Genomic DNA, 16205 nt, shown 5'->3' with positions numbered 1-16205 from the left:
GCGGCGAGGGTTCCTAACCAGGTCGTAGTCCAGTCGTGGTCCGGGAGGGCGCCGGGCTGCGGTCCCCTCATCGGTGCCCTTCCCGAATGGTGATGCCGGTGCCCTGCTCGAAGGCGACCATGCCCTTGATCCGGCGTGCCAGCGGGGACGGGCGGGGGTAGGACCATGCCGCGTTGCGGACACTGATGCCGTCGACCTCGGCGTGGTGGTAGCGGGCGATGCCCTTCCAGGGGCACAGGGTCCGCAGCCAGCTGCCGGCGAGGGTGCCGGGCCGGATCGAGTCGGGAGGGAAGTAGTGGTTGCCCTCCAGGTAGACGGTCTGCTCGGAGCGGGCGAGGCAGGTGTCCCCGTACCAGGCGGTGACGGTGGGGTGAGCGCCGGGTCCGTGGGCGGCGGGTGCCATGGCGTCCTCTCCTCTCATGCGGTGCCGCGGGCGATGGCCCTGAGGCGGGCGGGGTCGGTGAGGGTGATGCGTCCGCGGCCCTGGCGGATCAGGCCGCGGGAGGCGAACTCGGAGAGGATCTTGCTGGTGGCCTCGCGGGTGGCCCCCAGCAGCCCTGCGACCTGCTCGTGGGTGAGCCTGATCGTGGGGGCGCGCCCGAACCGGGACGAGGAGGGCCATTGGGCCATGCCGAGGAGGGTGGAGGCGACCCGGGCCGGCAGCGGCCGCAGTGCCAGGTCGGACAGGCGGCCTTCGAGCTCGGCGACGCGTTCGCCCAGGAGCCGGGAGATGCGCACGGCGATGCGCGGGTCCGAGAGCAGGAACCGCTCGACGTCGTCCACGCCGAGCTGGCAGACCATGGCGTCCTCGATGGCCTCGGCGTAGCTGTCGTACATGCGCTGGCCGACCAGGACCATCTCGCCGAACACGGCGCCGGGCTCCAGGATGGCCATGGTCAGGGCCTTGCCGTCCTCGGTCACCCGGAAGACGCGCACCCGGCCGGTCTTGAGGATGAACAGGGCCTTGACGGGCTGGGCCTGGCTGTAGAGCAGCTCGCCGCGGCGGAACAGCCTCGCGGGGGCCATCATGTCCATCTCGCGGATCTCCGCTGCGGACAGGTCGACGAAGAGGTCGACCTCGTTCAGGCACGCGAACGCCCCGCCGTCGGCCAGGAGGGCGTCCAGCGGGTCGCTCTCGCGCGCCTGCGGGGACCAGGGCACGGCCCTGGCGGCCCCGGAGGCGACCTCGTCGCCGCATTCCTCGTTCACGCGTGCGCCTTCCGCACCACCGCCACGGCGACCAGGGCCAGGATGATCCCGTAGACGAGGTGTCCCATGAGCGAGAGCATAGCCGTCGCGTTCAGGGCGAGGACAGGCATCCCGAGCATCACCGGCATCGCCAGCAGCGGGCCGATGATCCACAGGACCACCCCGTAGACCAGGCCCGTGAGGCTGCCCCTGCCGTACGAGTGCAGGAAGCGGCCGAAGAACAGGGTCAGGACCAGGCCGTAGACGACCGAGATCATCAGGTGGACGCCGAATCCGACCCACGCGGAGTGGGACCCGACCATGGAGGCGATGGTGGTGAGCATGCCCATCATGGCCATGAGCATGCCGAACACCACCCCGCCGGCCAGGCCCCCGAGGGCCCCGGCGGCTGCCCTGCGGCCCAAGGCTGTGCGGGTGTGGGAGGCTGCGTGCGGAACAGGCTGCGCTGCGGACATTTCAAGGACCGCCTTTCGGGTCAAGGTTGTGCTGACAGCCCTGACGCTACGCACGCTGGCGGAGGTGTTCTGTGAACCAGTGCACACACCGGGGAGCAGCCGTGGGGCTCCCTTCACCGCAGTGCCCTCCGCAGGGCCAGCAGGAGCCGGAGCGCGGCCCGCGGCAGCGGGGAGGCCAGTGGCCGCAGCTGTTCCTGGATGGCTGCGGCCCAGAGGCCGTCGCTGTGGGTGGGGTAGGCGTGCACGGCGCCGGCCAGCTCCGCGGCCTTCAGCCGGGCGTGCACGGCCAGGGACAGCTCGCCGAGGGTCTCCCCGGCCCGGGGCCCGACGACGGTCCCGCCCACGATCCGCCCCCGCCGGTCGACGGCGATCCGGGTGAACCCGTCCGGGTCGGCGTCGGCGATGGCGCGGTCCACGCGCGTGTGCGGGACGGTGACGATGCGCGGGGCACCGGGGGCGGTGGGCTGGCCGACCGCGGCGACCTCGGGCATCGTGAAGGTCACGCGCGGCGCGGCGACGGGGCTGACGCGGCGGCGGGTGCCCAGCACGGCGTTGGCTGCGGCGATCGCGGCGTGGACGCCGGCGGTGTGGGTGTGATGGCTCCTGGCGGTGGCGTCCCCGGCCGCCCACACCCGGGGGCTGGCGGTCCGCAGGGACGTGTCGGTGAGGATGTGGCCCTTGTCGTCGAGGCGGATGCCTGCCTCTGCCAGGCCCATGCCGTGGGTGCGGGGGTCCTTGCCCGTCGCGGCGAGCAGACGGGTGAAGGGCACGCGTTCGCCGTGGGCGGTGAGCAGTGAGCCGCCCGCGCCGGTGCGGGCGGCGGCCATGGCGCCGTTGCCGGTGATCACGCGCACCCCGTCGGCCTCCAGCGCCGTCCGGACGAGGGCGGAGGCGTGGGGGTCCTCCCCGGGCAGCAGCCTGGGCGAGGAGGCGACGACCGTGACCTCGGCGCCGAGGCGGGCGAAGGCCTGGGCGAGCTCGCACCCCACCGGGCCGCCGCCGACGACGGCGAGCCTGTCCGGGAGCCGGTCGAGGGACCAGACCGTCTCGCTCGTGAGGACCTCGGCGGGCTCCAGTCCCGCCAGGGCAGGAACGGCCGGGGAGGCCCCGGTGGCCAGCAGCACCGACCGGGACGGCACGGGGTGCCCGTCCACCCGCACGCCCCCGTGCGGGTCCAGGACGGCGCGCCCGTGCAGCACACGCACCCCGGCGGACTCCAGCGCCTGCGGGGAGTCGTGCGGGGCGATCGCGGCGACCGCGGCCCTCACCCGGGCCATCGCCTCCTCGAAGCCGGCCCCGTCGCGGGCCGCCGCGATGAGGGCCTTGGAGGGCACGCACCCGGTGTAGAGGCACTCTCCGCCGGTACGTGCCTCCTCGACCAGGGCCACCCTGGCGCCCAGCCCGGCCGCGGTCTGCGCACCGACCAGCCCGGCCGAGCCACCGCCGACGACGACCAGATCGAAATCAGCCATCCCGTCCCTCCTCATCGAGCGTTTCCGCCCCGCACATCCTGCCTGTGCCCTGCCCACGATGGCACAGGGATGCAACGATGGCCCGGTGGCCGCCGACCGCTACCAGTCCTTCGCTCCTGTCTACGACCTGTTCGCCTGCGAGCCCGTCTACCGGCCCGGGCGCCTGGCCGGCATCGCCGGCCTGGGCCTGCGACCCGGGCAGACGGTCGTGGACGCCGGCTGCGGGACGGGTTTGAACTTCGTGCACCTCGAAGCCGCGGTCGGCCCGTCCGGGCGGATCGTGGGCATCGACGCCAGCCCCGCGATGCTCGGCCGGGCCCGCCACCGGATCCGCCGGAATGGTTGGACGAACATCCACCTCGTCCACGCCGACCTCACCGCCGTCGGCCCGGCCGCCCTCGCCGGCCTCGTCCACGAGGCCGCGCCGGATGTTGACGCTGTCCTGGCCACCTACGTGCTCTCCGTGGCCCGTTCCCCGGCAGCAGCCTGGGAAAGGATCGTGGCCCTGTGCGGACCGGGGACCAGAGTCTCGGTCGTGGACATGCAGCTGCCCACCGGCGCCGCCGCGGCCCTGGCACCGCTGGCGGCCCTCGCCTGCCGCCTCGGCGGCTCCGACCCCTCCGCCCACCCCTGGACCCTCCTCGAACACGACTCACGGGACACCCACGCCTCCTCCCTGCGCGGAGGACACATCCAAGTCCGCACCGGAACCCCGAACAGCACCGCGCCGCCCCGTGGACCGACCACGCGCTGACCGAGGGCGGCGGCAGCTCCCTGCCACCCCATCACGGCACCGGCGAGGACTCTGCAATGCAGATCACAGAACGGCCCGCGCCCAGGGGCTAGGTTTCCCAGGGAGGGGAGCCGAGAGACTCCCGGCACGATCCAAGGAAGGCAGGCAGAGGCGATGTCCGCACCACGCAGGACCTACCGGGCGGTCTGGAACGGCACGGTGCTGGCCGAATCCGACCGCACGGTCCAGGTCGAGGGGAACCAGTACTTCCCGCCCGAGTCGGTCAACACCGAGTTCCTCCGCCCCAGCCCCCACACCAGCGTCTGTCCCTGGAAGGGCACCGCCAGCTACTACACCGTCGAGGCCGAGGGGAAGACGAACCGCGACGCGGCCTGGTACTACCCCGACCCCAGCCCCGCCGCCGCCCAGATCAGGGGCCATATCGCCTTCTGGAAGGGCGTGCGCGTGGTGGAGGCCGACGGGCCGGACGCGGTTCCCGGCCCGGCGAAGGGCATCCTCGCCAGGATCCTCGGCCGAGGCTGAGGACACCCGGGGCGGGCACCAACGCGGCGGCAACCCGGACACGGAGGCCCCTCGGAGGCGAATCCGGGACGGTCCAGAGGAACAGGAACACACGCGCGGCAGGGCCGCACAGCGCACGGGAGAGGAATCGGAGCATGGCAGAGCAGGCAGACGTCATCGTCATCGGCATGGGCCCGGGCGGGGAGGCCGCGGCGGCCCGGCTGGCACAGGCGGGACTGTCGGTGGTCGGGATCGAGAAGAACCTCGTCGGAGGCGAGTGCCCCTACTACGGGTGCATCCCGTCCAAGATGATGATCCGCGCCGCCGACTCCCTCGCCGAGGCGCGCCGCGTTCCCGAGCTGGCCGGCACCGTCCAGGTCGCCCCGGACTTCGCCCCCGTCGCCCGCCGCATCCGCGACGAGGCCACCGACGACTGGGACGACACCGTCGCCGTCGAACGCTTCGAGAAGGCCGGCGGCCGCTTCATCCGCGGCACCGCCCGCATCACCGGCCCCCGAACCGTCAGCGTCGACGGGCAGGACTTCGAGGCTGCCCGGGCGATCCTGCTCAACACCGGCACCGAACCCGCCGTCCCGCCCATCCCCGGCCTGGCCGGCACCCTGTACTGGACCAACCGCGAGGCCATCGCCGCCACCGAAGCCCCCGAATCCCTGGTCGTCCTCGGCGGCGGGCCCATCGGCCTCGAGCTCGCCCAGGCCTTCGCCCGCTTCGGCACCCGCGTCGAGGTCCTCGAAGCCCTCGAGGCACTCCTGCCCCTCGAAGAGCCCGAGGCCGGCCAGCTCGTCCAGGACGTGCTCACCGCCGAGGGGATCGGCGTCCGCACCGGCACCAGGGCCGAGCGGATCGACCACGACGGGACGGCCTTCACTGTCACGGCCGGGGGCAGGACGTACACCGGCCAGCGGCTGCTGGTCGCCACGGGCCGCCGCACCGACCTCGCCGCCCTCGGACTGGGCTCACTCGGCCTCGACACGGGCGCCCGCACCGTCCCCACCGACGGGCACCTGCGCATCGCCGAGGGCGTCTACGCCATCGGGGACATCACCGGCCATGGCGCCTTCACCCACATGTCCATGTACCAGGCCCGGATCGCCGCAGACCACATCCTCGGCGAGCCCACGACCGGGGCCGAGTACCACGCCGTGCCCCGGGTAACCTTCACCGACCCCGAAGTCGGCGCCGTCGGCCTCACCGAACGGCAGGCCCGCGAGAAGGACCTCCCCGTCGCCACCGCGATCGCGCAGATCCCCTCCTCCGCGCGTGGGTGGATCCACAAGGCCGGCAACCAAGGCCTGATCAAGCTCGTCGCCGACACCGGCCGCGGCATCCTCGTCGGGGCCACCTCGGCCGGCCCCACCGGCGGCGAGGTCCTCTCCATGCTCACCCTCGCCGTCCACGAGCGCACCCCCATCCACCGCCTGCGCAAGATGATCTACGCCTACCCCACCTTCCACAGGGCCGTCGAGGACGCCCTCGGACAGCTCCCATGACCACCGGCCCCCCCGCTCGCCCTGCCCGCCTACCTCCCCTCACCGACGGTCAATGCGATCAGGCTAGGCCCACTCGCGATCCACTTCTACGCCCTGTGCATCCTCGGCATCGCCGTTGCCCTCTGGGTCCAGCGCGGCGGCATGCCCGGACAGGCGCTCGACATCGCCCTGTGGGCCATCCTCGTTCGCTCCGTCAGCTCGTCCCTTGAGGTCGCCCGGGCAGATCCTTCTTGGGGTGTGTGAGCTATCGCCGATCTCGGGGAATCGGCACCTAACTTCAGGAAAGTGAAAGCGTTGCGTGCGAACTCTTCCGCGGTAGATCGCTTCCATGGTAAAGAGTTCTCTGGCATCTGACAGGGGTGTTTCCAAGGGGAGGGAAAGTTGCCATGGCCAATGTCTACGTCGAGCCGCTGCCGCAGAGCAGTTCAGCTCCCATTACCGGGTACGCACTTGAGTACGTGCATAGTGGAAGCGTCACCGGTAGGACGTATCAAACCCAGAAGCAAGCAATTGACGACGCCAAGCGACTCGGGCATCGTCCACTTGTCGCGAGGGTGAGGAACACGAACAAGGGAATCCCAGATCACTGGCGTGCTGCCGACTAGCCACTGTCGGAAACGGCCCCTTGGCCCTCAAGGACGCGAAGATCTCAGGCGGTAGTCGATCTTCGTGTGGATCTGGCGCTCCGCAGGCACAATGGAACGAGCGAGTGGCATAGGTTGAGGTCCATGCAGAGTGCGACCTCGGAGATCTACCGCAGCTTCGCGAATGTCGAGGCACGTGGCGTCTCGCCCGTCTATTTCGATTGGGCGGCCTCTATCGCCGAGGACCCCGAGGTCCTGGGGCTGATCGAGTCCCTGCCGCGGCACAAGCGCCAGCCGAACCTCGTCTTCGCAGCCGCACGGCTCAGGGGTGCGCCGGTAGGTCCCTCTGCCGGTTTCCGCTCCTGGCTCGTCCGGCACTGGGCAGAGGTGGAGCCTGTTATCCGGGAACGGTCCACGCAGACCAACGAGGCCGGCCGGTGCGCAGTGCTGCTGCCGGTGCTGAGCGAGCTTGATGGGCCGCTGGCGCTGATCGAGGCAGGGGCCTCGGCTGGCCTGTGTCTATATCCCGACAGGTACAGCTACCGCTATGACACCGGGGGCGGCATCGTCTCGCTCGATCCGTCCGAGGGGCCGAGCGCTTCGAGCTGCCCTGCCGTATCGACCAGGGGAGCGTCCCGTGCCGGCTGCCCGAGGTCGTCTCCCGCTCAGGCGTCGACCTGAACCCACTCGACGCCGGTGACCCGTCCCAGGTCGAGTGGCTGGAAGCGCTTGTCTGGCCCGAACACGAGGCGCGACGCACCAGACTCAGCGCCGCCGTCGCCATCGCCGCGGCAGAGCCGCCGACACTGCTGGGCGGGGACCTGCTCGAGACCATTCCCTCGTTGGTTGGCCAAGCGCCACGCGGCTCGAGGATCGTCGTCTTCCACAGCGCCGTCCTTGGTCTACCTCGACCCAGGCCATCGCTCACAGTTTGTCGAGCTCATGCGCTCCATGCCGGACGTGACGTGGATTAGCAACGAGGGTGAGCATGTCATCCCTTCCGTTGCTGAACAGCTCACCAGGCCCGCGAACGGGAAGACCGTCGTCGCGGTGGACGGCGTGCCGCGAGCACTCGTCGGTCCCCATGGGCAGAGCTACGAACGCCTCTGACTCGCCTACCCGAATGACCCCTCGATGGCATGGGCAGCTATCGGGGACGCCCTACCTCGGTTCCGGGTGACCTCGGAGCTCACGTCTTGACGCGTCACGGTGACTGCCGTCGCCGCTGGCTTGGGCAGCGAGCCGGTGGAATGGCTCGACAAGGCACAGACGCCGTCGAGCGCCCCTGACCCGTGGCGAAGGCATCGATGGAACCCCATGGTTGAGTTCCTGTCCAACGTATGGAGCGGCGCGCGCCGGGTCTCGTAAGCTCCCACTTGAGCCGGAGACTTTGGAGACAGCATTCCGAGACCTGTTCTCGGGCGCGTCGGCCGTGAACCCGTCTCGTCTCATCTAGGTGATGTCAACGAGACCGCTGCCCCCGCTGCCTAGAAGAGCTGAGTGTCGGCCCAACCCGAGTCCTGCACGGTGTGCCTGTAATGTGCGCGCTACGGCTTGTTCCTGGCGTTGTAGGCAGAGACGGCGGCGTCGACATCCAATCCATCGGCCAGCGCCTTCCTCGCGCGCTCCAACGCCACATTACTCAGGCCTTGGAACTGGATGCTCCCGTTCGGAGTGCGACGCTCCCTGAAACACGCCAAATCTGATTTGAGGCCAAGCTCGTGAATAACCGCGAGGCCCTGGTGCCGGGTCAGGCCGAGCTTCTCCCCCATTTTGCTGAGCTTGAGCGAGAAGCGGTCAAAGGTGTCGACTTCGCGGTAGGCGACTGCCTCCTCGTCGCCTCGGGCCAGACGGACTGCCAGCTCGCCACGCTTCGGGTCGATCTTCAGGCTGATCTCTTGGACTTGGTCCGAGGGCCTCGGACCACCGACGAGCTGGAGCCCCACCACGCCCGGGAACACCGCGGCCAATTCCTTCTTCTCCTTAACCGCGCGCATCGCACGACCGATCTCCGCCTCGCTCGGCGGCTCTGTCTCGCCCCGCGCGGCGCGGTCCAAGGACATGAGTGGAAGGAGTCGCGCACGTGCCTCCGCGGTCTGGCGCCTTCCCGGGCGTAGCAGTTCGGCGATGTGCTCGACCTCCTTCCCCACGACCAGGCTGACGTCGGTAGGAGGGCTTGCCGAGACGGGCAGGACACGCCCTGGCATTACGTCGGTGAGGTCCTGCCCAGTCAGCGCGAGGAGCACCTTCCTGAAGATGGTCACCGCAGAACGGAGATGGAGCCAAAGCACGTCGTCGCTCATCGCGATCACATCATGCGTTGCCGCATCTCGGTCTTCCTTGAGGGCGAGTAGCACGACGCGATCCCCCTCGTCGATGACGCCCAGCGCAGTCTCGGAGACCGAGACGCACTTGCCCAAGTCGAACGAGCGGTCGCTGCCGGAGAAATTGACCTTGCCACGCTGCTCGTAGATGGCAGCCTTGAGGAGCATCTCGAAGGCGTGCGCCGCCATCATCACAGTCGCATGCTCTCGCCCGGTCGGGCTCGGCCTGTTGAACAGCTCGATGGCGAGCGTCAGCGATTCCACTGCAGCCGCGACGTACTGCTTGGTCTTTCTCGCGGTCATCGGCTGACCCTGCTGTACCGTCGGTGGCGCAGGGTCATGGCAAGGCGACCAGTGCCTCTCGAGTGTCAGCCTGGGAAGCCACGGAGCGCTACTTCTTGCCCTGGGCAGCAGAGGTTATTCCGTGCCGGAACTCCACCACGTCGCCGTCGGACATCACGTAGTCCTTGCCCTCGATGCGGACCTTGCCGCGGGCCTTAGCCTCGTTCATCGAGCCCGCACTGATGAGGTCCTCGAAGTGCACGACCTCCGCCTTGATGAAGCCCCGCTGGAAGTCGGAGTGGATGACGCCGGCCGCCTGTGGCGCAGTGTCGCCGCGGTGAATCGTCCAAGCGCGCGCTTCCTTGGGCCCCGCGGTGAGGTAGGTCTGCAGCCCGAGGGTGTGGAAGCCGACGCGAGCGAGCTGGTCGAGGCCGGACTCGTCCTGCCCGTTCATCTCGAGCATCTCGCGGGCCTCCTCTTCGGAAAGCTCGACGAGATCGGCCTCGAGCTTCGCGTCCAGGAAGACGCAGTCGGCTGGCGCGACGAGCTCACGGAGTTCGGCCTGCTTCTCGGGGTCGCCGAGCACACCCTCATCCGCGTTGAAGACGTAGATGAAAGGCTTGGCAGTGAGAAGGTTCAGCTCCTTGAGTGCGTCCATGTCGAGCTTGTCACTCTGGACGGAGGAAATGATGGTGTCGCCCCGCTCGAGGACCTTCTGGGCTCCTTGGAGAGCCGCGAGCTCGGCGGCGTCGCGCTTCTTGTTCTTGACTTCCTTCTCGACGCGCGGCAGAGCCTTCTCGATCGTCTGGAGGTCAGCGAGGATGAGCTCGGTGTGAATGGTCTCGATGTCGGATCGCGGGTCGACGCGGCCTTCGACGTGCACGACGTCGGGATCGTCGAAGACACGGACGACCTGCGCGATGGCCTGCGCCTCGCGGATGTTCGCGAGGAACTGGTTGCCGAGGCCCTCCCCCTCGGACGCCCCCTTGACGATTCCCGCGATATCGACGAAGGAGACGGTTGCGGGCAGGACGCGCTCCGAGTTGAAGATCTCGGCAAGCTGCCCGAGGCGTGGGTCGGGGAGGCTCACGACTCCCACATTCGGCTCGATCGTGGCGAACGGGTAGTTCGCCGCAAGGACCTGGTTGCGCGTCAGCGCGTTGAAGAGCGTCGACTTTCCGACGTTGGGGAGTCCGACGATGCCAATAGTGAGAGCCACGGTCATCCATCATACCGGCGGCCATGTCTCGGAAATGTCGGCCCAGAAATGTCGGAGCCCCGTGGCATCGTGAACGCATGGACGGTACCCAGACACTCGTGACGCTCCTCGTAGCACTCCTTGCCCTCATCCTCGGCGCGTTGTGCGGCTATACATTGGCGCGACGCCGCGCAGCGCACGACGGCGGAGGGTCACCGGCGCTGCAGGCTCACCTCGCGCAACTCGAGGCCCAGTTGGCCGGCGCAACCGCGGAGCGGGACTTGCTCGCCCGGCAGAATGCCGCACTCACAACGCTTGACGAACAGGAGAACAACGTCCTCCGTGCCCTTGCACCGGTTGCCGAGAAGCTTGGGGCCGTCCAGCGCCAGGTGGCGCTGCTCGAACGGGACCGCGTGGAACAGTACGGGCAGCTGGCCCAGCAGTTGCAGTCCGCCCGCGAGTCGGACGCCGCCCTTCTGCAGACCACCCACGCACTCAACGCCGCGCTCGCCAACAACGCCTCGCGCGGCACTTGGGGCGAGGTGCAGCTCCGGCGGGTTGTGGAGGCAGCCGGCATGCTCGAAAGGGTCGACTTCAGCGAACAGGTGACTGCCGCCGGAGAGACGGGTGGCCACCGCCCCGACCTCGTCGTGCATCTTCCGGGCATGAAGCACCTGATCGTCGACGCCAAGGTCCCGCTCGGCGCCTACCTCAAGGCCCAGGGCCTGGCACAGGATGCAAGTGCTCCGGCAGCCGAGGCGAGGAGGCGGCACCTCGCCGATCACGCGAAAGCGCTACGGTCCCATGTGGATGTGCTCGGTACCAAGAAGTACTGGGAATCGATCGGCGCGAGCCCCGAGCTCGTTGTCTGCTTCCTCCCAGCCGAGTCCTTCCTTGCGGAAGCTCTCATCGAAGACCCAGGACTTCTCGACTACGCGTTTTCCCGGAACGTGGCACTCGCCTCGCCCGCGACTCTCATCGCCCTACTGAAGGGGGTCGCTTTCGGGTGGAGGCAAGAACTGCTGACGGAGAACGCGCGCGAGCTGTTCGAGCTGTCGCAGCAGCTCTACGGCCGGCTGGGCACGATGGGGGGTCATGTCGCGAAGCTCGGGACATCGCTCAAGTCCTCTGTCGAGCGCTACAACGCTTTCGTCGGCGCCCTCGAATCGCGGGTGCTGCCGACAGCGCGAAGGATCAGCGCGCTCGATCCAGGCGCCCCGGAGACGCTTCCGGAGCTTGCTCCGCTCGCGAGCACACCGAGGGTGCTGAGCGCGACCGAACTGCTTGACGAGCTCTCCCAGGCCGGGTAGCCCGCGCTAGCTCATAGGGCGCTGGCCGCGCCCGCCGAGCCCCCGGCTGCCGTCGCCTGCTTCCTTGAGGGTCGCGCGGAGCTCTTTCGGGAGTGAGAACAGAATGTCCTCCTCCGCGGTCACGACTTCCTCGACTGCGGCGTACCCGTAGTCGGCCGCGAGCCGGAGGACGTCCTGGACAAGCACTTCGGGCACAGATGCGCCGGAGGTCACCCCGATCGTTGCCACGCCCTCGAACCAGGACTCGTCCACTTCGTTGGCGAAGTCGACGCGGTGCGCCTCCTTGGCACCGTATTCAAGGGCGACCTCTACGAGCCGAACCGAATTGGACGAGTTCGCCGAGCCCACCACGATCACGAGGTCCGCCTGGGGGGCGATCTTCTTGATGGCCGCCTGACGGTTCGAAGTCGCGTAGCAGATGTCGTCGCTAGGCGGGTCCTGAAGGTTCGGGAAACGCTCACGCAGACGGCGCACGGTCTCCATCGTCTCGTCGACCGAGAGGGTCGTCTGTGAGAGCCAGATGAGTCGGTCCGGGTCTCGCACCTCGATCGTGTCCGCTTCTTCCGGCGAGTTCACGATCTGAGTGTGGTCGGGTGCCTCGCCAAACGTGCCCTCGACCTCTTCGTGGCCCACGTGACCGATGAGGAGGATCTCGTAGTCACCCTTCGCGAACCGTACGGCCTCGCGGTGAACTTTGGTGACGAGAGGGCAGGTAGCATCGATGGTCCGCAACCCGCGCTCCTCAGCGGAACGCACAACAGCTGGACTCACTCCGTGCGCCGAGAAGACGACGAGAGAACCCTCGGGAACCTCGTCCGTCTCGTCGACGAAGATGGCACCCCGCTCTTCGAGCGTCTCGACAACGTGACGGTTGTGGACGATCTGCTTGCGGACGTAGACCGGCGGCCCGTAGTGCTCGAGGGCCTTCTCGACTGCGATGACAGCACGGTCAACCCCGGCGCAGTAACCGCGCGGAGCGGCAAGCAGAACCCGCTTCTCCCCCACGACTCCTGCCGCAGCAGCCACGTCCTCAGGCGTCCGGCGGCGGCGCGGAACCGTAGGCATGGACAAGGAGACGGGCGAAGAGGTCATGAATCCATGCTAGCGAGTCCCCAAGTCGACTCAGTCCGGGCCCTCCGCCTGCGGCGAAGCGCTCCGAGCACCGCCCCCAGCACAAGGAACACGGCGCCGCAGATCGCCAAGCCGAGGATCCAAGTCTCAAAGCTGGCGGCAGCGAGCTCAGCCGCCCGGGTTCCAAACGTCGACGACATCGATCCCGCACTCGCCTGGGCAGAGACCACGGATGGCAAGAGGCCGACTGCCCCTTGATATAGCGCGGCAATCAGAAGCAGGCCGATGCCTGCCCACGCCAAGGCGACCCCCCGCCGTCGTGCCCACAGCAAGCCCAGCGCGAACGCAAGGACCGCCCCCAGCGCCAGCGGCAGAGACAACGCGGCGAGGCGCTGCGCACCCGTGAGCCACGACCTCTGCTGCGCAGTTCCCACCTGAACCTGAAGCGACGACGGAGGGGGTATGTTCACGTTCAGCGAACTTCCGAGGCGCCGCGCCATGAGTCCGGCCATCGGGGAGAGCTCAAGCTCGAAGGCATTTGCCGAGGCTTTGTCGGGGCTGAAGTTGAGCTGGTGGCTTGCACGCAGCGTGTCGTTCCAAGCCTGCGGAAACCCCGGATCCGAAACGAGATTCGTCGCAAGCCCTTGGACCGCCTGCTGGGCCACCGGACGGAGCACCGAGGGGATGCCCGAGTCCGAGAGGACGGCAGTGTCCAAGTTCGAGACGAGGGTCGACTGGAGCTGCTTGTCGGTGCTCATCGGAGAGAGCAGCGACACGAATCCCGATTCGTCGACGAGGTTCCGGTCGAGCCACAGCGCCGGCACAGCTACGGCAGTGAGGACGACGGCGAGCAGCACTGAGAGTGCGGAGAGGACGGTACGCATGGCTTCCCGGGGTCGGCGGCAACGCACCTATCGTAGAGGGCGAAGCCCATTACTTCCGGGGAGGGACCACCTACGAGTGTCGGCTGCCCGTGATACTTGTGGGACATGACCGAGCGCCGAGAGGGGGAAGACATGCCCGAGTCGATCGAGCCAATGCAGGCCATGGCCTTCGAAGGGGCGGACGGGTCCGCGCTCGCCGAGGGTGCGCGAGGCCAAGTGGACGAGGTCCGCCCAAGCCTTCCCGAGCGCGCTGCGGACACGAGCCCTGACAACCCGTGGCCTCTCGCGCTGCTCTCACGCAAGCTCAAGGAGCATATTGACCGCTCGCCCCAGGTCTGGGTCGAGGGTCAGGTGATCGAGCTGAATCAACGCGGTTCGAATGCGTTCCTGACGCTCCGGGACGTCGAGGCAGAGATCTCGCTCTCTGCCTCCGCTTGGGGACAGGTAATGGCCCGGGTCAAGGAGCCGCTCGAACGGGGTTCCCGCGTCGTGGCTCTCATCAAGCCCGAGATGTGGCTCAAGACCGGGCGTCTCAATATGCAGGTCCGCGACATCCGACCCGTCGGCCTTGGCGATCTCCTCGCCCGGATCGAGCGATTGCGTCAGTCGCTGGGGGCCGAGGGCCTGTTCGCGGAATCCCGCAAGCGCCGCCTCCCCCTCCTCCCCCACCGGATCGGTCTCATCACGGGACGCGACTCGGACGCGAAGAAGGACGTGCTGCGAAACGCAGCTCTGCGGTGGCCTGCCGTCCATTTCGAGATCCGTGAGGTGGCCGTTCAGGGGGCCAGTGCAGTCTCCGAAGTCATCTCGGCCCTCCGCGAGCTCGACTCGCTGCCCGAAGTCGACGTCATCGTGGTTGCTCGCGGAGGCGGATCCCTTGAAGACCTCCTGCCGTTCAGCGACGAACGCCTCGTCCGCGCCGTCGCACACGCACAGACCCCGGTAGTGAGCGCGATCGGTCACGAGGCGGACAGGCCCATCCTCGATGATGTAGCTGACCTTCGGGCCTCCACCCCCACCGACGCGGCAAAGCGCATCGTCCCAGAAGTCACTGAGGAGCTTGCGCGCGTACGGCAGTGCCGCGAACGCCTCGAGCGGCAGATCGCCCTGCACGTCGCACGGGAGGAACAGCAGCTCACGCTCCTGCGCAGCCGGCCCGTCCTCGCCCGCCCAGAGCAGATGCTCGAGGTCCGTCACGACGATCTAGGGCGACTCCTCAACCGCGCCCATCACGCAGTGAGCGGCGCCGTCGTCCGGGGGCATGACGCTGTCCGCCACCTCCGCGCCCAAATCAGGGCCCTCTCGCCGCAGCAGACCCTGGACCGCGGCTACTCAGTCGTGCAACTGCTCGACGGGCCCGCCGCTGCGGTCATCCGTGAGCCGGGTGACGCGCCAGCGGGGACCCCGCTCAGAGTGCGCCTCTCGCGCGGAGCGATAGTCGCGACGTCGGAAGGCGAACTCGGCCCTTCCGGCGCAAGCACCGCCCATCAGCCGAGCTCTCCCAACGCCGACGGAGGAACCAATCATGACTGAAGCCCAGCAGGAAGCCTTCGCGGAGTTGAGCTACGAGGAGGCTCGGGAGCAGCTTGTCGCGGTGGTCACGAAGCTAGAGGCGGGGGGTGTGAGTCTCGAGGAATCGCTGGCCCTCTGGGAACGGGGCGAGGCGCTCGCGCAGCGGTGCGAGGAATGGCTCGAGGGCGCACGACGCCGGCTCGACGCCGCCCGCCGCGAGCCCGAGGCCAGCGGTCAGGGCCTAGGCGAGTAGGCCATTCCTCAACTCCCCGCTAACCGCCGTTTCTCGGCCTCGACGTCGAAAGAAGCCGGAGGCCATTGCGGATTCAGCCGCCGGAGCGCACCGAGCATGAGATCCTGCACGACCAGCCGGGAGTACCACTTGTTGTCTGCGGGAACGACATACCAGGGCGCGTACGCGGTGCTGGTGCGGACGAGCGCGGCCTCGTAGGCGGCCATGTAGTCGTCCCAGCGGTAACGCTCGTCGACATCCCCCGGATCGTACTTCCAGTGCTTGGTTGGGTTATCGAGACGGGCGGAAAGCCTGCGTAGCTGCTCGTCCTTGCTGATGTGCAGCATGATCTTCAGGACTCGGGTCCCGTCCTCGTGGAGCTTCGACTCGAAGTCCTGGATGGCCGAATACCTCCGCTCGAGTTCCTGCGGCTCAGCCCAACCGTGGACTCGGTGGATGAGCACGTCCTCGTAGTGCGAACGGTCAAAGCACCCGATCATGCCCGGTCGGGGAACCTGGCGTTCCACCCGCCAGAGGAAATCGTGGCGCTCCTCGTCCTCGCTGGGCGGCCCGAAGGACGCAAGCTGGACGCCTTGAACGTCAACCGCGCTCACCACGTGGCGCACGATCCCGCCCTTGCCGGAAGTGTCCATCCCCTCGAGCACCAGGAGGAGCGAACGACGACGGCCGGAGCGGCCTTCCGCGAAGAGGCGCTCCTGGAGCTGGGCGAGCCGAGGGCTCCTCGCGGAGAGCGCCGCCTTGCCATCCGCCTTCCGGCCGCCGAAGGCTGGCGTCGAGGCTGGATCGATCGCTGCGAGCGAGAACCCCGGCCCCACTCCGAACAAGTGCTCGGGGTTGTCCTCGAAGACGTTGCTGTCGGAACTCTGCGCCATTGCCCGCCTCCAG

The 16205-nt window shown here is 68.5% G+C and carries 18 protein-coding genes; 9 read left to right on the top strand and 9 right to left on the bottom strand.

Annotated elements, in window-relative coordinates; genetic code table 11:
- Nucleotides 1-67 precede the first annotated feature (67 nt).
- The 4 genes from LK10_RS14965 to LK10_RS14950 all read right to left on the bottom strand — a co-directional run bounded on the left by LK10_RS14965 (nucleotide 68) and on the right by LK10_RS14950 (nucleotide 3136).
- On the bottom strand, nucleotides 68-403 hold the full coding sequence (locus LK10_RS14965; RefSeq protein ID WP_052207415.1) for a DUF427 domain-containing protein: 336 nt from the start codon (nucleotides 401-403) through the stop codon (nucleotides 68-70).
- 14 nt (nucleotides 404-417) lie between these two features.
- Nucleotides 418-1209, bottom strand: coding sequence for a Crp/Fnr family transcriptional regulator (locus tag LK10_RS14960; protein ID WP_231567792.1), 792 nt, complete (start codon nucleotides 1207-1209; stop codon nucleotides 418-420).
- Nucleotides 1206-1664: a hypothetical protein gene (locus LK10_RS14955; protein WP_231567791.1), complete on the bottom strand. Its 459-nt coding sequence runs from the start codon at nucleotides 1662-1664 to the stop codon at nucleotides 1206-1208. The genes LK10_RS14960 and LK10_RS14955 overlap by 4 nt, the downstream gene beginning before the upstream one ends.
- Before the next feature lie 113 nt (nucleotides 1665-1777).
- Nucleotides 1778-3136 (bottom strand): dihydrolipoyl dehydrogenase family protein, encoded by a 1359-nt coding sequence (locus tag LK10_RS14950; protein ID WP_043125299.1) that lies wholly within the window; start codon nucleotides 3134-3136, stop codon nucleotides 1778-1780.
- 85 nt (nucleotides 3137-3221) lie between these two features.
- On the opposite strand from LK10_RS14950, the gene LK10_RS14945 reads away from it, so the two are divergent.
- The 6 genes from LK10_RS14945 to LK10_RS22690 all read left to right on the top strand — a co-directional run bounded on the left by LK10_RS14945 (nucleotide 3222) and on the right by LK10_RS22690 (nucleotide 7596).
- Nucleotides 3222-3890: a class I SAM-dependent methyltransferase gene (locus tag LK10_RS14945; RefSeq protein WP_052207413.1), complete on the top strand. Its 669-nt coding sequence runs from the start codon at nucleotides 3222-3224 to the stop codon at nucleotides 3888-3890.
- A gap of 153 nt (nucleotides 3891-4043) precedes the next feature.
- Nucleotides 4044-4412, top strand: a complete 369-nt coding sequence (locus LK10_RS14940; protein WP_043125297.1) for a DUF427 domain-containing protein — start codon at nucleotides 4044-4046, stop codon at nucleotides 4410-4412.
- Between the two features lie 134 nt (nucleotides 4413-4546).
- A complete protein-coding gene (locus LK10_RS14935; protein WP_043125295.1) occupies nucleotides 4547-5902 on the top strand; it encodes a dihydrolipoyl dehydrogenase family protein in 1356 nt (451 codons plus the stop codon).
- 728 nt (nucleotides 5903-6630) lie between these two features.
- Complete coding sequence (locus LK10_RS22880; RefSeq protein WP_269429517.1) at nucleotides 6631-7167, top strand: DUF2332 family protein; 537 nt, start codon at nucleotides 6631-6633, stop codon at nucleotides 7165-7167.
- Complete coding sequence (locus tag LK10_RS22875) at nucleotides 7092-7460, top strand: DUF2332 family protein (protein ID WP_331377494.1); 369 nt, start codon at nucleotides 7092-7094, stop codon at nucleotides 7458-7460. The genes LK10_RS22880 and LK10_RS22875 overlap by 76 nt, the downstream gene beginning before the upstream one ends.
- Nucleotides 7438-7596: a hypothetical protein gene (locus tag LK10_RS22690; RefSeq protein WP_231567799.1), complete on the top strand. Its 159-nt coding sequence runs from the start codon at nucleotides 7438-7440 to the stop codon at nucleotides 7594-7596. The genes LK10_RS22875 and LK10_RS22690 overlap by 23 nt, the downstream gene beginning before the upstream one ends.
- A 437-nt stretch (nucleotides 7597-8033) precedes the next feature.
- Here the strand turns inward: LK10_RS22690 and LK10_RS14925 are convergent, their stop codons facing one another.
- Together LK10_RS14925 and ychF are read right to left on the bottom strand one after the other, a co-directional pair.
- Complete coding sequence (locus tag LK10_RS14925) at nucleotides 8034-9113, bottom strand: DUF3644 domain-containing protein (RefSeq protein ID WP_043125290.1); 1080 nt, start codon at nucleotides 9111-9113, stop codon at nucleotides 8034-8036.
- Nucleotides 9114-9201: 88 nt separating this feature from the next.
- Entirely contained in the window at nucleotides 9202-10311 is a 1110-nt protein-coding gene (gene ychF / locus LK10_RS14920; RefSeq protein WP_043125286.1) for a redox-regulated ATPase YchF, read from the bottom strand.
- Nucleotides 10312-10388: 77 nt separating this feature from the next.
- On the opposite strand from ychF, the gene rmuC reads away from it, so the two are divergent.
- A complete protein-coding gene (gene rmuC / locus LK10_RS14915; RefSeq protein ID WP_043125284.1) occupies nucleotides 10389-11600 on the top strand; it encodes a DNA recombination protein RmuC in 1212 nt (403 codons plus the stop codon).
- Between the two features lie 6 nt (nucleotides 11601-11606).
- Here the strand turns inward: rmuC and LK10_RS14910 are convergent, their stop codons facing one another.
- Together LK10_RS14910 and LK10_RS20990 are read right to left on the bottom strand one after the other, a co-directional pair.
- Nucleotides 11607-12692, bottom strand: a complete 1086-nt coding sequence (locus tag LK10_RS14910) for a 4-hydroxy-3-methylbut-2-enyl diphosphate reductase (protein ID WP_043125282.1) — start codon at nucleotides 12690-12692, stop codon at nucleotides 11607-11609.
- Nucleotides 12689-13555: a hypothetical protein gene (locus LK10_RS20990; RefSeq protein ID WP_052207412.1), complete on the bottom strand. Its 867-nt coding sequence runs from the start codon at nucleotides 13553-13555 to the stop codon at nucleotides 12689-12691. Before LK10_RS20990 ends, LK10_RS14910 begins: the two co-directional genes overlap by 4 nt.
- A 105-nt stretch (nucleotides 13556-13660) precedes the next feature.
- Between LK10_RS20990 and xseA the strand changes: the two genes are divergently transcribed.
- Together xseA and LK10_RS14895 are read left to right on the top strand one after the other, a co-directional pair.
- Nucleotides 13661-15088: an exodeoxyribonuclease VII large subunit gene (gene xseA / locus LK10_RS14900; protein WP_231567790.1), complete on the top strand. Its 1428-nt coding sequence runs from the start codon at nucleotides 13661-13663 to the stop codon at nucleotides 15086-15088.
- On the top strand, nucleotides 15081-15320 hold the full coding sequence (locus tag LK10_RS14895) for an exodeoxyribonuclease VII small subunit (RefSeq protein ID WP_043125279.1): 240 nt from the start codon (nucleotides 15081-15083) through the stop codon (nucleotides 15318-15320). Before xseA ends, LK10_RS14895 begins: the two co-directional genes overlap by 8 nt.
- 8 nt (nucleotides 15321-15328) lie before the next feature.
- On the opposite strand, the gene LK10_RS14890 is transcribed toward LK10_RS14895, so the two are convergent.
- Complete coding sequence (locus LK10_RS14890; RefSeq protein ID WP_043125276.1) at nucleotides 15329-16192, bottom strand: polyphosphate kinase 2 family protein; 864 nt, start codon at nucleotides 16190-16192, stop codon at nucleotides 15329-15331.
- Nucleotides 16193-16205 lie beyond the last annotated feature (13 nt).

It is taken from the genome of Sinomonas humi (assembly GCF_000802235.1).
Classification (GTDB): Bacteria; Actinomycetota; Actinomycetes; order Actinomycetales; family Micrococcaceae; genus Sinomonas; species Sinomonas humi.
This window is presented reverse-complemented; position numbering and strand designations above follow the sequence as displayed.

Excerpts from the sequence above, each read along its gene's own strand:
- LK10_RS14965 (WP_052207415.1), bottom strand. The coding sequence starts at position 403 with ATGGCACCCGCCGCCCACGGACCCGGCGCTCACCCCACCGTCACCGCC.
- LK10_RS14955 (WP_231567791.1), bottom strand. The coding sequence starts at position 1,664 with ATGTCCGCAGCGCAGCCTGTTCCGCACGCAGCCTCCCACACCCGCACA.
- LK10_RS14950 (WP_043125299.1), bottom strand. The coding sequence starts at position 3,136 with ATGGCTGATTTCGATCTGGTCGTCGTCGGCGGTGGCTCGGCCGGGCTG.
- LK10_RS14940 (WP_043125297.1), top strand. The coding sequence starts at position 4,044 with ATGTCCGCACCACGCAGGACCTACCGGGCGGTCTGGAACGGCACGGTG.
- LK10_RS14935 (WP_043125295.1), top strand. The coding sequence starts at position 4,547 with ATGGCAGAGCAGGCAGACGTCATCGTCATCGGCATGGGCCCGGGCGGG.
- LK10_RS22880 (WP_269429517.1), top strand. The coding sequence starts at position 6,631 with ATGCAGAGTGCGACCTCGGAGATCTACCGCAGCTTCGCGAATGTCGAG.
- LK10_RS22690 (WP_231567799.1), top strand. The coding sequence starts at position 7,438 with ATGCCGGACGTGACGTGGATTAGCAACGAGGGTGAGCATGTCATCCCT.
- LK10_RS14925 (WP_043125290.1), bottom strand. The coding sequence starts at position 9,113 with ATGACCGCGAGAAAGACCAAGCAGTACGTCGCGGCTGCAGTGGAATCG.
- rmuC (WP_043125284.1), top strand. The coding sequence starts at position 10,389 with ATGGACGGTACCCAGACACTCGTGACGCTCCTCGTAGCACTCCTTGCC.
- LK10_RS14910 (WP_043125282.1), bottom strand. The coding sequence starts at position 12,692 with ATGACCTCTTCGCCCGTCTCCTTGTCCATGCCTACGGTTCCGCGCCGC.
- LK10_RS20990 (WP_052207412.1), bottom strand. The coding sequence starts at position 13,555 with ATGCGTACCGTCCTCTCCGCACTCTCAGTGCTGCTCGCCGTCGTCCTC.
- xseA (WP_231567790.1), top strand. The coding sequence starts at position 13,661 with ATGACCGAGCGCCGAGAGGGGGAAGACATGCCCGAGTCGATCGAGCCA.
- LK10_RS14895 (WP_043125279.1), top strand. The coding sequence starts at position 15,081 with ATGACTGAAGCCCAGCAGGAAGCCTTCGCGGAGTTGAGCTACGAGGAG.
- LK10_RS14890 (WP_043125276.1), bottom strand. The coding sequence starts at position 16,192 with ATGGCGCAGAGTTCCGACAGCAACGTCTTCGAGGACAACCCCGAGCAC.